Source organism: Salmonella sp. 5800, assembly GCF_046558195.1.
Lineage (GTDB): Bacteria > Pseudomonadota > Gammaproteobacteria > Enterobacterales > Enterobacteriaceae > Salmonella > Salmonella enterica.
On the sequence record NZ_JBGDOX010000010.1, the window covers coordinates 194,841 to 208,957 of the forward strand.

The window sequence follows — 14,117 nt, forward strand, 5'->3', positions numbered from 1 at the left end:
TCGTGGCAACTTAGAGAGTGATAACGCCAATCGCCGTCACAACGGTCAGGATTGCCGCCAGACCGTAAAAGACCCATTTGCCCGCAGGCACGTGGATTTTTAGGTCATGCATCGCGTGGTGCATACGGTGTAGGCCACACCATAGCGGCAGCACGATCATCAGGAACAGAAAAACGCGACCAATAAAGCTTTGGGCGAACGTCAGTACGCGCTCAAAACTCAGGGCATCGCCCGGAAATAGCCCCAGCGGCAACATGATGCCAACCAGTAGCACGATCACCGGCGCGATGATCGCGCCCCACATACCGCCTGCGCCAAACAGTCCCCAGAATACGGGTTCATCAGAACGTTTTGGGTTTGGATTAATCATCCGGGACTCCTTACCAGAACAGGGCAACATACAGAATGACTACGGTGACTACCGCAGTGACCACCCAAAGCCCTTTGATGATTGGCTCTGGCCCCATTTTTTCGTCTTTTACAATGATATTGGCCGCCTTCGGCGCCAGTTCAAACCAGGTTTTGGTGTGCAGCAGCGCGGCCGCCAGGGTGATCAGGTTTAAGATCACTACCACCGGGTTTTGTAAAAAGCCGACGAATCCCATCCAGGATTCCGCGCCGTGTTTGAGCGCAAACAGACCGAAAATCAGTTCAATACTGAACCAGACTGCCGGCACCGCTGTGCCTTCGCGCAGCATATAAAAGCGATAAAACGGCAGTTTTTTCCACCAGGTGGACGTCATCGGCCGCACATAGGGTTTGCGTTTAGTCGTCATGTTGCACTCCTTAGCGTGGTTTCAGGGTGGCGATAAGAAAGTCTTTCGAGCTTTCCACTTTACCCTGCTGAATGGCCGCAGCCGGATCGACATGTTTTGGACAGACTTCGGAGCAGTAGCCCACGAAAGTACAGGTCCATACGCCGTTCGGACTGTTCAACTGCGCCATACGCTCCTTCTTACCGTGATCGCGGCTATCTTCGTTATAGCGATGCGCCAGCGTAATCGCAGCCGGTCCGATAAATTCAGGATTCAGACCGAACTGCGGGCACGCGGCGTAGCACAGACCACAGTTGATGCAACCGGAGAACTGGTGATACTTCGCCATTTGCGCCGGGGTCTGGACATTCGGCCCCTGATCTGGCGTGCGAGAGTTGCCAATAATGTACGGTTTGATCGCTTCCAGGCTTTCGATAAAGTGCGTCATATCGACAACCAGATCGCGCTCAATCGGGAAGTTCGCCAGCGCTTCCACCTTCATACCGTTGGTGTAATCGCGCAGGAAGGTTTTACACGCCAGTTTAGGGACGTTGTTGACCATCATGCCGCAGGAGCCGCAGATCGCCATACGGCAGGACCAGCGGTAGCTCAGGTCTGGCGACAGGTTATCTTTGATGTAGCCCAACGCGTCCAGTAGCGATGTTGTTTCATCATAAGGAACTTCATAGAAAGCACTGTGCGGCGCGGTATCGGTTTCCGGGTTATAGCGCACCACCTCAACTTTCAGGTTTTTCATCTCAGCCATTCGCCTTCTCCTTCTTATCGGCTGCTTCCGCTTCACCGCCGTAAACACGTTTGGCTGGCGGCAGGGTGGTGATTTTCACGTCGCTGTATTCCAGACGGGTCGTGCCATCAGCATCGCGGAAGGCGAGGGTGTGCTTGAGGAAGTTCACATCGTCGCGCTCGGTACAGCCTTCATCCAGACGCTGATGCGCGCCGCGGGACTCTTTACGCGCCAGCGCAGAGTGCGCCATACATTCCGCCACGTTCAGACCATGACCCAGTTCGATGGTATACAGCAGGTCAGTGTTGAACACGCTGGAAGTATCGGAGATACGTACGCGCTTGAAACGTTCCTGAAGCTCGGCCAGTTTATCAACGGTTTTCTGCATCAGTTCCGGGGTACGGTAAATACCGCAACCTTCTTCCATAGACAGACCCATCTCATCGCGGATCTTCGACCAGTTTTCGTTGCCTTCCTGGTTCACCAGATTTTTCAGACGCTGTTCAATATCGGCAACCTGGGCGTCGAGCGCGGCGCTATTTGCGGCGCCTGCCGTAGCAGCGCGTTCCATTGCTTGTTCGCCAGCCAGACGACCAAACACCACCAGTTCCGCCAGTGAGTTGGAACCGAGGCGGTTCGCGCCATGCAGGCCAACAGAGGAGCATTCGCCAACGGCAAACAGCCCTTTGACACGGCTTTCACAGTTCTGGTCGGTTTCAATGCCGCCCATGGTGTAGTGCGCGGTCGGACGTACTGGAATCGGTTCTTTAACCGGATCGACGCCGACATAGGCTTTCGCCAGTTCGCAAATGAACGGCAGACGTTCATGCAGTTTCTTCTCGCCGAGATGACGCAGGTCGAGGTGAACCACATCGCCGCGCGGCGTGGAGATGGTGTTGCCTTTACGCCATTCGTGCCAGAAAGCCTGGGATACTTTGTCGCGCGGCCCCAGTTCCATATATTTGTTTTTCGGCTCGCCCAGCGGCGTTTCGGGGCCCATGCCGTAGTCTTGCAGGTAACGGTAGCCATTTTTATTGACCAGAATACCGCCTTCACCGCGGCAACCTTCGGTCATCAGGATACCGGAACCTGGCAAGCCGGTCGGGTGATACTGAACGAATTCCATATCACGCAGCGGAACGCCGTGGCTCAGCGCCATGCCCATCCCGTCGCCGGTGACGATGCCGCCATTGGTGTTATAGCGGTATACGCGGCCTGCGCCGCCTGTCGCCATGACCACGGCGTTGGCGCGGATTTGCACCAGCGTGCCTTCCATCATGTTCATTGCCACCAGGCCGCGCGCATGGTTGTCATCAACCAGAATATCCAGCACGAAATGTTCGTCAAAGCGCTGGATTTGTGGGAACTGCAGGGAAGTCTGGAACAGAGTATGCAGCATATGGAAGCCGGTTTTATCCGCGGCGAACCAGGTACGCTCGATTTTCATACCACCGAAGCGACGCACGTTAACGCTACCGTCCGGACGGCGGCTCCACGGGCAGCCCCATTGCTCCAGCTGCGTCATCTCAGTGGGACAATGGTGGACAAAGTAATCCACGACATCCTGCTCACACAGCCAGTCTCCGCCTGCTACCGTATCGTGAAAATGGTAGTCAAAGCTGTCATGATCCTGGGCGACAGCGGCTGAACCCCCTTCGGCAGCGACGGTGTGGCTGCGCATCGGGTACACTTTTGAGATCAGTGCGATTTTAGCATTGGGATTCGCCTGTGCGGCAGCAATTGCAGCACGTAATCCCGCGCCACCGGCGCCTATAATGGCAAGATCGGCTTGAAAGGTTTGCACGACATTCCTCCAGATTATTGTAATTTCACCCTCGCGCAGCCAGATAAAGCCTCTGGGTTCTGCGAAGTATGAATGCGTTTCCACTGCTCCTTTATGGGTACAACAGTATAGTCTCAGGGATGTCAGGGAAATTTGACGTGTTCGATTTTTTTAGCGTATCAGAGGGATGAATTATCATTGATTTTGATTAATTTAATTACTAAACCATCTGAAATCACTTTTTTTACCCTCCAGAAGGCTCCCGATACGCCTGCGCAAAATTTGTTTCGCCCGCGCGTTGCGAGTAGACTTCGTGACCTTGTCTTAAACTGGAGAAAGAATCATGAGCGAAACGGCAACCTGGCAGCCGAGCGCGTCCATCCCCAATTTATTAAAACGTGCGGCGATTATGGCGGAAATCCGTCGTTTCTTTGCCGATCGTGGAGTGCTTGAGGTTGAGACGCCCTGCATGAGTCAGGCGACGGTCACAGACATTCATCTGTTCCCGTTCGAAACGCGTTTCGTCGGACCTGGCCATTCCCAGGGGATGAACCTCTATTTAATGACCAGTCCGGAATACCATATGAAACGCCTGCTGGCGGCAGGGTGCGGTCCGGTTTTCCAGCTATGCCGCAGTTTCCGTAATGAAGAGATGGGACGACATCATAATCCGGAATTCACTATGCTGGAGTGGTATCGCCCGCATTACGATATGTACCGCCTGATGAATGAAGTGGATGATTTGCTTCAGCAAGTGCTGGATTGTCAACCTGCGGAAAGTCTCTCCTATCAACAGGCGTTTCAGCGCCATCTGGAGATTGACCCGTTATCAGCAGATAAAACGCAACTGCGTGAGGCGGCGGCAAAGCTTGATTTAAGCAATATCGCCGATACGGAAGAAGACCGTGATACGTTGCTGCAACTGCTGTTCACGATGGGGGTTGAGCCGCATATAGGTAAAGAAAAGCCGACCTTTATTTATCACTTTCCGGCCAGTCAGGCATCGCTGGCACAAATCAGTACCGAGGATCATCGCGTCGCCGAGCGCTTTGAGGTGTACTACAAAGGTATTGAGCTGGCGAATGGTTTCCACGAACTGACGGACGCACGTGAGCAACAACAGCGCTTTGAACAGGACAATCGTAAGCGCGCCGCGCGCGGTCTGCCGCAGCAGCCGATTGACCAAAATCTACTGGATGCGCTGGCCGCCGGTCTACCGGATTGTTCCGGCGTGGCGCTGGGTGTTGATCGTCTGGTGATGCTGGCGCTGGGAGCAGAAAGCCTGGCGGACGTGATTGCTTTTACGGTCGATCGGGCGTAAATCTGAAATTCACTCTTTCGCGAGATAAAATGGCGCAATAAGCGCCATTTTGTAGCATATTTTTTCAATTATCCTCTGTTTGCCACAACATAAGGCTGGAACTTTGATGCCATTTAGGTATCAATCCTGTGTTGATTTTTTTATCGCTGACCTTTGTAAAAAAGAAGGCGGCGTCAATCGGTGAGCGGCGTCTGGCAAACGCGCTCGAGCGTAAGGGATGGTTGAATGACCCACACGATAAAAAAGATGAGCCTTATTGGGCTTATCCTGATGATTTTTACTTCTGTTTTTGGTTTTGCGAATAGCCCGTCGGCGTTTTATTTAATGGGGTATAGCGCAATCCCGTGGTATATATTTTCTGCCTTGCTGTTTTTTATTCCATTCGCCTTAATGATGGCTGAAATGGGTTCCGCTTATCGCAAAGAAGAGGGCGGGATCTATTCGTGGATGAATAATAGCGTGGGGCCACGTTACGCGTTTATTGGCACGTTTATGTGGTTTTCATCGTATGTCATATGGATGGTAAGTACGGCGGCAAAAATTTGGGTACCGTTTTCTACTTTTGTTTTTGGTGCCGATATGACGCAGCACTGGCGTATTGCGGGGCTTGAGCCTACGCAGGTTGTCGGGCTGCTCGCTGTTGGCTGGATGATTCTGGTGACGTGTGTCGCCGCCAGAGGGATCAATAAAATTGCGCGAATTACGGCGGTCGGAGGTATTGCCGTAATGTGTCTTAATTTAGTTTTATTGTTAGTGAGTGTCGCTATTTTGTTATTAAATGGTGGGCATTTTGCACAAGAAATTAATTTTACCTCGTCACCGAATCCGGGTTATCACTCCGGCCTGGCAATGTTGTCATTTGTGGTATTTGCTATTTTTGCTTATGGCGGTATTGAGGCTGTCGGCGGACTGGTGGATAAAACCGAGAAACCGGAAAAGAATTTTGCGAAAGGTATTGTTTTCGCGGCCATTGTGATTTCAATTGGTTATTCTTTGGCGATCTTTTTATGGGGCGTCAGCACTAACTGGCAACAGATATTAAGTAATAGCGCCGTTAACTTAGGGAATATCACCTACATTTTGATGTCGAGTTTAGGCACGACATTAGGTAACGCGTTAAACCTTTCTCCGGAAGCAGCGATGACGGTGGGCGTCTGGTTTGCGCGTATCACCGGCCTTTCTATGTTTCTGGCTTATACCGGCGCGTTTTTTACGTTGAGCTATTCACCGCTGAAAGCCATTATTCAGGGGACGCCAAAAGCGTTGTGGCCCGCGCCGATGACGACACTGAACGCTAACGGTATGCCGGCGACCGCTATGTGGCTACAGTGCGTGCTGGTGAGTCTATTTATTTTGCTGGTCTCTTTTGGTGGTGACACTGCATCGGCGTTTTATAACAAACTCACGCTGATGGCGAACGTCTCAATGACCTTGCCATACCTGTTCCTTGCGCTGGCATTTCCCTTCTTTAAAGCGCGTCAGGATCTGGAGCGGCCATTTGTTCTCTTTAAAACCAAAGCCTCTACCCTGGTCGCGACGGGTGTTGTGGTGCTGGTGGTGACGTTTGCCAACGTCTTTACCATCATCCAGCCGGTGATTGAAGCTGGGGACTGGGACAGCGCCTTGTGGATGATCGGTGGGCCGATCTTCTTCTCGCTGCTGGCGATGGCGATTTATCAGAATTACAGCAGCCGCATGAGCGCCGATCCGGAGTGGGCGGCGGAGTAAAGGCCGTAGGCCGGATAAGACCCCACGGGGCGCATCCGGCGTTTATTGCCCGATGGAGAACGTTATGAATGATAGTTCGAGAGACCCGATTATCACGGAAGATGAGGTTAGGGCACTCAATTTTACTCCGGAAGATATCCTTGAAATAGAAAAGGTTATTCTTTCTTCCGTTCATGTTGCACGTCGAAAGGTTGCGATGGTAGTAGGAATGACTATTAGCACGTTAAGGGATCGCGATGAGGATAAGTGGAAACATGTGACGGATATTTATTGCGCGTATGTTATAAGATGCCTCGTATTTCGCGGAGAACTGGTGGGTTACGGCGATTTATTCCGAATGCGCTATAGCGAAATTAACCTGCCTGTTGCCGATCTGGACGCATAATAAGTCCGAAAATGTCTGTGAGCTGCGATGAAATGCCCGATGGCGCAAGCTTATCGGGCCTACAGGTTAATTGCCGGCCCGTAGGCCGGATAAGACCCGACGGGTCGCATCCGGCATTTCTTGCCTGGATCATGCGCTACAAACTGCCCGCCGGGCGGCTGGTTTTACCCGCTGACGTTAACGTTCTCCCCGTTTGTTTACCGCCGAGACTCTCCAGACGCATCTGGAACGGCGGGAACGGCATATCAATACCGTGCTCGCGGAAGCCCGCCAGAATCAATTGGTGGATCTCATGGCGTAATGGCATACGGTGTCCCATTTCCGCGGCATAGATACGCAGTTCGAAAATTTGAATACCCTGCTGGAGATCCACCAGAAAGATTTCAGGCGGCGGGTTATCCAGCACCAAAGAACAGCGCTGCGCCGCCGTCAGCAGAATTTGCGTCACCTCTTCGCTATTGGCATCCGCCGGTGCCGGGATGGTTAACACCACGCGCGTAACGGAGTCAGACAGCGACCAGTTGATAAACTGTTCGGTGATAAAGGCTTTATTCGGCACGATAATCTCTTTGCGATCCCAGTCGCTGATGGTGGTGGCGCGGGTATTGATTTTGGTCACGCTGCCAGTGAGATCGCGAATGGTCACCGTATCGCCGATACGAATCGGCTTTTCAAACAAAATAATCAGGCCGGAGATAAAGTTAGCGAAAATTTCTTGCAGGCCAAAACCAAGCCCAACGCCGAGCGCGGCAACCAGCCATTGTAGCTTCGACCACTCAATGCCGATCATCGAGAAACCGACCAGCCCGCCAATCAGCATTAACAGATATTTGGTGATGGTCGTGATGGCGTAACCGGTACCAGGCGTTAAATCGAGATGCTGTAATAACGCCAGTTCCAGCAGCGCAGGCAGATTACGCACCAACTGCGTGGTGATGATAAAGACCAGAATCGCAATGAGCACCGCCCCCAGGGTAATCGGCTCCAGGCTTTCTACGCCTTGCACCGTAGAGGTGACATCCCACAGCGAAATATTCTCCAGGAAGCCGAATGCCGAGTGGATTTCCGACCACAGTACAATTACCGATAGCAGGGCGATAAGCATCAGAATTGAGCGGACCAGACGCAGCGACTGAGCGCTAATAGCGTCAAGATCGATTTCACTTTCATCGATGTCGACCGCGCCTTCCAGGCTGGAGGAGTGCGCCGGTTCTTCTTCGCCGCGCGCGCGCTGCGCCAGCATTTCCGCCCGACGATGTTTGGCGCGGTCAAAAGCCAGTCGGCGTCGTTGGATCAGCATCCAGCGGCGAATGACGTGATAAATGACCAGCAACAGGAACCAGATAGCGACCGAGGTTTCCAGTCTCGCCAGTAGCGCCTGCGCTGTGGCCAGATAACCCACCGCCGCCGCCAGAATCGCGATAAGCGGCGCGCCCATCAGCATATTCCACAGCAGGCTGTTGACCATGTTGTCGCCGTTGCCTTCTTTATCAAGATAGAGCGGGATGCCCGCTTTTTTCAGACTCAGCGTGACCAGCGCCAGCGCGCCGCATATCAGGATGAAGCAAAGGCGGCCCAACGAGCCGGAAAACTCCCGATCGTTAAGATTATCAAACATGATCACTGCCATAATGAGCGGCACGATCAGCCCAATGCTCATCAGGTAGTAGCGCATCGCTTTCGCTACCCGGTTTCGCGGCCAGCCGAAATGCGCCACAAACAGACCATTAGGACGGGCAAAAGCGGCGCAAATCATGACTACCCACAACAGCGGTACTGTCGCCGTCACGCCATCGCCGATGGCGACGGCCAGCGGATACGGCCAGGCTTCCTGTAGACCATAACCGAGCGTCGCCCACAAGACCGGCAGCGGCGAGGCGACCAGAATCGACCAGAACACCGTTCGCAGCGTCAGCGAGAAGTGATCCTGGGTGACTTTCCCGACGCGCGAGGCCGAGCGCTCAAGGAACCGGTTGAAGTGTTGGCGTGAATAGAGGCTAAACCCGACCAGCGCCAGCGCGCCGAATAACGGCAGTAGCGTCTCTTTGCTGGTCAGCATCATGATGCTGGCTTTACCTAACTGATTAAACGTATCTAATGAGATAAGCCGGCGTAAATCCTGAACCAAATCAACAGGCCAGGAGAGCGATAGCGGGCTAACGTCAGCGGTCCAGAACAGATAACGGTGGGTCGCTTCATTAACCTCTTTAAGCGCATCCTCCAGTTGGCTGTTGGAGACTTTCAGTTTGGTCAGCTCCAGGATCAGCGTATCGCCGCCCTGTAACAACGAGTTGAGCAGCTCGCGCTGAGTGCGAAGCTGGGCGTCAAGAATCTGGTTTTGCTCGGCGGTCAGCGGCTGTCCATTGGCCTGACGTATTTGCCGTAGCTGCGGCTGCTTATTGAGTAACTCTTCATAGCGCATACGGTGGACGCGTAGCTGCGCCATTTCCGTATCAAGCTGCTGCGGCTTAGGCATCTCTGGCAGACGGGCGACCTGCGCGCGCAGCGCTTCGCCAAGCATGTTGGACACGCCAAGCCATTGCGACTGCTCCCGCAGCGTATTGAGCGCCTGACGCACCTGTAACGTTTGGCTGGTGGCCTGTCGTTGCTGCGAGGCGACCAGATCCATCCGCTGCGCTTGTTGATTGAGCGCCTGTGACAGCTCGCGGTTGACTTTAAATTGTTCGACGATGCCTTCCGGCAAACCGGCGCTGTTTTCCGCCAGCAGCTCAGTGCTTTCCAGCGCGCGTTCCGCTTCACGTTGGCGCAGGCTATTGAGCTGATTGCGCAGCGCCTGAAGATACGCATCCAATTGCTGACTCTGTTTTTCCGCCAGCTCGGAACGCAGACGAGCCAGTTCCTGCCGGTTGTTGGCGGACAGTTGCGCCAACTCCAGTTCGTCGACTAACGCTTTTAGTTTGGCGGACTCCGCCTGCATATTGAGACTTTGCGCCTGGCTAAGCGCGGCACTTCCGCCTGCGGCGCCGAGTCGTCGCTCAATCTCATTAAGCTGGCGGCGGGCGTCGTTTTGCTGTTGGGGAAGCTGGCTGAGCGAGTCGGCGATCTCCCTGACGCGCTCCTGCTCCTGTTGCGCCTCGCGGGTTTTATCCAGTAGCTGGCTGCTAACCTGCAAGATCTCCTGATTTAACGCTTCGGTGGACATCTCTGGCGGTACGCTGCGAGGTTCATCGCGCAGATTATTCAACTGGGCGCGCAAGGTGGCGGATAGCTTAGGGAAATTATCAATAACGTGTTGATATTGTTTCGCGCGCTCAAGCGAGCCTTTTCGCTCTTCAAGCGCGTTTAACGCAGTCTGGAGCGCCTCAACGGCTTCCGGCTGAGCGGGCTTCGCCGCTTTTGCCTGCTCCAGTTCCTGCGTGATTTGTTTGGCGTCGGGGGCCGTTGCGGCGAACGCCCCCGTGCTGAGGCACCAGGCCATCAGAAAAGCGATAATCAGGCGCACGTCAGCATTCTCTCTTGATTAGGTGTCGTCTTTTTTATTGTCAACCAGCGGGCTGGCGTCGTGTTCGGCTTTAATTTCTTCTGCCGGCAGCGGAGCAGGTTCTACCTCCGGCGCGACGAATGTTTCGGTCGACGTCGCCAGCGGTTGGCCAATTTTGGTAACGGACAGGCTTGCCAGCGACTCGATCAGATTCACTTTCCCCGGCGCAAATAAGTTGATGACCGTGGAACCCAGTTTAAAGCGCCCCATCTCCTGGCCTTTCAACAAGGCGACAGACCCTTCATGTTCGCCTTCTGGCCAGGTCCAGCGCTTGATGATGCCTTCGCGCGGCGGGGTAATGGTCCCCGCCCAGACGGTTTCGATACTGCCGACAATAGTTGCGCCGACCAGAATCTGCGCCATAGGACCGAACTCGGTATCAAACAGACAGATAACGCGCTCGTTGCGGGCAAACAGGTTGGGGACGTTTTGCGCGGTCAGATGGTTAACGGAGAACAGATCGCCCGGTACGTAGATCATTTCGCGCAGGATGCCGTTGCATGGCATGTGCACGCGATGGTAGTCGCGAGGGGAGAGGTAAGTGGTCACAAACGTGCCGTTGCGGAACTTATCCGCCATCAGGTAGTTACCCGCCAGCAACGCCTCAAGGCTGTAATTATGGCCTTTGGCCTGCAAAATTTTATCTTCTTCGATACGACCTAACTGGCTTATCACGCCGTCGGCAGGCATCACCAGGATGTTAGGATCGGTATTGAGCGGACGCACGTCATCACGCAGCGGACGAACAAAGAAATCATTGAACGTACGATAGCTGGCGGTATCCGGTTTTTGCGCCTCGGTCATATCGACTTTGTAATACTTTACGAAGAGATCGATAACCAGTTTTGTCAGCCATCCTGCTCGTTTGCTTGCGCCCCAGCCCGCCAGGCGAGTGAGCCATAGTTTCGGCAGAATGTATTGTAGCGAAAGTTTAAATGAGTTTAACAAGGTAGCCTCCAGGCCATTGTTGTTCCTGAACCGGCAGTTATACCGGTATCCTGAAAAAAGGGGACGATTCTAACGACGCCTAGCGTATCTGTCAGTCGTCCGTATCAGAAAAGTTTTTACGCGTTTTTACCTGCGCCATACTTTCAAGAATTCGGTGATAATTTTCGAAACGGGTTTCCGCAATAGCGCCGTTCTCTACCGCTTCGCGAATGGCGCAGCCTGGATCGGCGTCATGCTTGCAGTCCCGGTATTTGCAATGTCCCAAATAGTCATGAAATTCGACAAAGCCCTGGGTGATTTGTTCCGGCTCCAGATGCCATAAGCCGAACTCGCGCACGCCGGGGGAATCAATGACATCGCCGCCATGCGGGAAATGATACAGACGAGCAGCGGTAGTGGTATGTTGACCCAGACCGGAGACATTCGATACATCGTTCGTCAGAATCTCGTTCTGTAAGCCGAGCAGAGCGTTTAGCAGACTGGATTTTCCGACGCCGGACTGCCCGGCAAAAATACTGATGCGACCGGTTAACGCCTCTTCCAGCGGTTTCAGACCATCCTGCGTATGGCTGGAGACCATCAGCACGCGATAGCCGATATTGCGGTAGATGTCCATCTGCTCATTAACGAAGTCCATACCTTCGTCGTCCAGCAGATCAATTTTATTGAGTACGATAAGCGGCTCAACCTGTAGGGTTTCACAGCCGACCAGATAGCGATCGATGATATTCAGCGACAGCTCCGGCAAAATCGCGGAGACGATAACGATTTGGTCAATGTTGGCGGCAATAGGCTTCACGCCGTCGTAGAAGTCCGGGCGCGTCAATACCGAGGTGCGCTCATGCACCGCTTCAACGATGCCTTTTACGTTGACGCCCTCTGCAGCGGCTTTGCCCGGACGCCAGACGACGCGATCGCCCGTTACCAGCGAACGGATGGTGCGGCGGATATTGCAACGGTGAACCTCGCCGTCAGCAGACTCCACATCGGCATGCATACCAAAACGGCTAATGACGATACCCTCTGCAGGCTCGCCAAACAGGTTGTCATCGTAGTCGGCTTTCTCCGCGGACGTTTTTAAACGACGCTGGTGATTGGCGTTCACACGGCGCTGCTGGCCTTTGGAGAGTTTATTTTTGCTCAATCGTACTGGCTCCTGGTCGCCCATAGTGGGCAAAACATCTATGATACACGCAATTGTAGATGAATATAGTCACAGTGAATGTGACCTCTGAAGGGTGGAAAATAGCATGAGTGCCGATGAAAACAACCTGATTTGGATCGATCTGGAGATGACAGGTCTGGATCCCGAGCGCGATCGCATTATTGAGATAGCCACGCTGGTAACGGATGCCAGTCTGAATATTCTGGCGGAAGGACCGACGATTGCGGTACATCAATCCGATGCGCAACTGGCGTTAATGGATGACTGGAACGTGCGCACCCATACCGGCAGCGGCCTGGTAGATCGCGTTAAGGCAAGTACGATGGGCGAACGAGACGCTGAACTGGCGACGATTGAATTTCTGAAAACGTGGGTGCCTGCGGGTAAGTCGCCGATTTGCGGTAACAGCATCGGTCAGGATCGTCGTTTTCTGTTTAAATATATGCCGGAACTGGAGGCCTACTTCCACTATCGCTATCTGGATGTCAGTACGCTCAAGGAACTGGCGCGCCGCTGGAAGCCGGAGATTCTGGCCGGCTTTACCAAGCAGGGCACGCACCAGGCGATGGATGATATTCGCGAGTCGGTGGCGGAGCTGGCTTACTACCGCGAGCATTTCATTAAGCTGTGAGGCGTAACATGCCGGATGGCAACGCCAGAGCGTCTCATCCGGCAGCTCTCCCGCCATTGAATTACTGCGTAAACCATTTCTCCTGCATTTGTGCATATTCCGGCGATGCTTTCACCTTGTCGAGCGCGGCATTAATTTCTTGCAATAGCGCGTCGTTGCCTTTGCGTACCGCAATGCCTAACCCTTTTCCGTAGTAGTCAGGATCGCTGGCGCGTTCATCCATGATGGCGTAATCCGGATTGTTTTTTAGCCACTTACCAATCGCGGCGACATCGCCAAACACGCCCTCAAGACGGTTGTTTTTCAGATCGGTAAAGGCGTTTAGATAGCTGTCATAGGCGACAGGCGTGATGGCTTGTTGTTTATCCTGCAAATAGCGCTGATGCGTTGTACCGTTTTCCAGACCGACTTTTTTGCCTTTCAGATCGGCAAAAGTGTGATAAGCCCCTTTACGCGTGACGACTACCGCCGATAGACCTTCGTAATAGGGTTGGCTAAAGGAGACCTGCTGCTCACGTTTGGGCGTCATATCCATACCGGCGATCACCGCATCAAACTTTTTGAAGCGTAGGCTGGGGATCAGACTATCAAAGCTCTGGTTAGTGAATGAGCACTCCGCTTGCATCTCTTTGCAGACCGCGTTGGCGACATCAATATCGAAACCAACAATTTTATTATCGGCATCGACAAACTCATAGGGCGCATAGGTGGCGGAGGTGCCAAAATGTAATGTTCTGGCGGAAACGGAAGCGGCGTGAACGGAGAGGCTGGCTAACAGCATGACAATAAGTTTTTTTTTCATCTTGATCCCTGATATCAATTGGATGTTGTGGTCACCGTGCTATTCTTTTTTTGGCGCAGGGTGCTATTCTGATTCTGTGCCTTTAGGCGTGGCGTGAAAAGTTTTTTGTTGCATAGCGCACGCTTTGCTCGTTTTTTGTCTTGTTTGGTGATTTAATCAGCATTCAAACAAAAATCGCGAAAAAATGCGTTCAGGGGCTTGCAGCTAAATGGATTTCTCGTATAATGCGCCTCCCGTAACGACGCAGAAATGCGAATTACGACAGCAACAAATTTGCGGGAATAGCTCAGTTGGTAGAGCACGACCTTGCCAAGGTCGGGGTCGCGAGTTCGAGTCTCGTTTCCCGCTCCAA

At 53.2% G+C, this 14,117-nt stretch carries 12 protein-coding genes and 1 tRNA gene; 5 read left to right on the forward strand and 8 right to left on the reverse strand.

Translation table 11 applies throughout. From position 1 onward, the window contains the following. Nucleotides 1-10: 10 nt before the first annotated feature. Genes frdD through frdA form a run of 4 tightly spaced genes read right to left on the reverse strand, consistent with a single transcriptional unit; the run spans nucleotide 11 to nucleotide 3,304 of the window. Nucleotides 11-370, reverse strand: a complete 360-nt coding sequence (gene frdD / locus ACLJZ5_RS18145; protein WP_000609650.1) for a fumarate reductase subunit FrdD — start codon at nucleotides 368-370, stop codon at nucleotides 11-13. Nucleotides 371-380: 10 nt separating this feature from the next. Then, nucleotides 381-776, reverse strand: a complete 396-nt coding sequence (frdC, locus tag ACLJZ5_RS18150) for a fumarate reductase subunit FrdC (protein WP_000208749.1) — start codon at nucleotides 774-776, stop codon at nucleotides 381-383. Between the two features lie 10 nt (nucleotides 777-786). After that, entirely contained in the window at nucleotides 787-1,521 is a 735-nt protein-coding gene (frdB, locus tag ACLJZ5_RS18155) for a fumarate reductase iron-sulfur protein (RefSeq protein WP_000829509.1), read from the reverse strand. Continuing rightward, complete coding sequence (gene frdA / locus ACLJZ5_RS18160; protein ID WP_001192954.1) at nucleotides 1,514-3,304, reverse strand: fumarate reductase (quinol) flavoprotein subunit; 1,791 nt, start codon at nucleotides 3,302-3,304, stop codon at nucleotides 1,514-1,516. The genes frdB and frdA overlap by 8 nt, the downstream gene beginning before the upstream one ends. A gap of 322 nt (nucleotides 3,305-3,626) precedes the next feature. Between frdA and epmA the strand changes: the two genes are divergently transcribed. The 3 genes from epmA to ACLJZ5_RS18175 all read left to right on the forward strand — a co-directional run bounded on the left by epmA (nucleotide 3,627) and on the right by ACLJZ5_RS18175 (nucleotide 6,717). Continuing rightward, nucleotides 3,627-4,604, forward strand: coding sequence for an elongation factor P--(R)-beta-lysine ligase (epmA, locus tag ACLJZ5_RS18165; protein WP_000004797.1), 978 nt, complete (start codon nucleotides 3,627-3,629; stop codon nucleotides 4,602-4,604). 225 nt (nucleotides 4,605-4,829) lie between these two features. Then, on the forward strand, nucleotides 4,830-6,332 hold the full coding sequence (gene yjeM / locus ACLJZ5_RS18170; protein ID WP_000149876.1) for a glutamate/gamma-aminobutyrate family transporter YjeM: 1,503 nt from the start codon (nucleotides 4,830-4,832) through the stop codon (nucleotides 6,330-6,332). Nucleotides 6,333-6,396: 64 nt separating this feature from the next. Next, on the forward strand, nucleotides 6,397-6,717 hold the full coding sequence (locus ACLJZ5_RS18175; protein WP_024797372.1) for a hypothetical protein: 321 nt from the start codon (nucleotides 6,397-6,399) through the stop codon (nucleotides 6,715-6,717). Nucleotides 6,718-6,853: 136 nt separating this feature from the next. Here ACLJZ5_RS18175 and mscM read toward each other — a convergent pair whose 3' ends face one another. From mscM to rsgA, 3 genes are all read right to left on the reverse strand, one after another. After that, nucleotides 6,854-10,180 carry a miniconductance mechanosensitive channel MscM gene (gene mscM, locus ACLJZ5_RS18180; protein ID WP_001236749.1) on the reverse strand — a complete coding sequence of 1,109 codons (3,327 nt, stop codon included), beginning with the start codon at nucleotides 10,178-10,180 and terminating at the stop codon, nucleotides 6,854-6,856. Between the two features lie 18 nt (nucleotides 10,181-10,198). Next, nucleotides 10,199-11,167: an archaetidylserine decarboxylase gene (gene asd / locus ACLJZ5_RS18185; RefSeq protein ID WP_000934951.1), complete on the reverse strand. Its 969-nt coding sequence runs from the start codon at nucleotides 11,165-11,167 to the stop codon at nucleotides 10,199-10,201. Between the two features lie 91 nt (nucleotides 11,168-11,258). Next, nucleotides 11,259-12,311: a small ribosomal subunit biogenesis GTPase RsgA gene (gene rsgA / locus ACLJZ5_RS18190; protein WP_000041945.1), complete on the reverse strand. Its 1,053-nt coding sequence runs from the start codon at nucleotides 12,309-12,311 to the stop codon at nucleotides 11,259-11,261. A 106-nt stretch (nucleotides 12,312-12,417) separates the two neighbouring features. Between rsgA and orn the strand changes: the two genes are divergently transcribed. Continuing rightward, nucleotides 12,418-12,963: an oligoribonuclease gene (orn, locus tag ACLJZ5_RS18195; protein WP_001271546.1), complete on the forward strand. Its 546-nt coding sequence runs from the start codon at nucleotides 12,418-12,420 to the stop codon at nucleotides 12,961-12,963. 61 nt (nucleotides 12,964-13,024) lie between these two features. Here orn and ACLJZ5_RS18200 read toward each other — a convergent pair whose 3' ends face one another. Continuing rightward, nucleotides 13,025-13,765 carry an arginine ABC transporter substrate-binding protein gene (locus tag ACLJZ5_RS18200; protein ID WP_000727897.1) on the reverse strand — a complete coding sequence of 247 codons (741 nt, stop codon included), beginning with the start codon at nucleotides 13,763-13,765 and terminating at the stop codon, nucleotides 13,025-13,027. 275 nt (nucleotides 13,766-14,040) lie between these two features. Between ACLJZ5_RS18200 and ACLJZ5_RS18205 the strand changes: the two genes are divergently transcribed. After that, nucleotides 14,041-14,116, forward strand: a tRNA-Gly gene (locus ACLJZ5_RS18205). The last annotated feature ends 1 nt before the right edge of the window (nucleotide 14,117 follow it).

Bases quoted from the DNA above. Each gene is read 5' to 3' on its own strand.
- ACLJZ5_RS18175 (WP_024797372.1), top strand. From the start codon at position 6,397: ATGAATGATAGTTCGAGAGACCCGATTATCACGGAAGATGAGGTTAGG.
- frdD (WP_000609650.1), bottom strand. From the start codon at position 370: ATGATTAATCCAAACCCAAAACGTTCTGATGAACCCGTATTCTGGGGA.
- ACLJZ5_RS18200 (WP_000727897.1), bottom strand. From the start codon at position 13,765: ATGAAAAAAAAACTTATTGTCATGCTGTTAGCCAGCCTCTCCGTTCAC.
- frdB (WP_000829509.1), bottom strand. From the start codon at position 1,521: ATGGCTGAGATGAAAAACCTGAAAGTTGAGGTGGTGCGCTATAACCCG.
- yjeM (WP_000149876.1), top strand. From the start codon at position 4,830: ATGACCCACACGATAAAAAAGATGAGCCTTATTGGGCTTATCCTGATG.
- orn (WP_001271546.1), top strand. From the start codon at position 12,418: ATGAGTGCCGATGAAAACAACCTGATTTGGATCGATCTGGAGATGACA.
- frdC (WP_000208749.1), bottom strand. From the start codon at position 776: ATGACGACTAAACGCAAACCCTATGTGCGGCCGATGACGTCCACCTGG.
- epmA (WP_000004797.1), top strand. From the start codon at position 3,627: ATGAGCGAAACGGCAACCTGGCAGCCGAGCGCGTCCATCCCCAATTTA.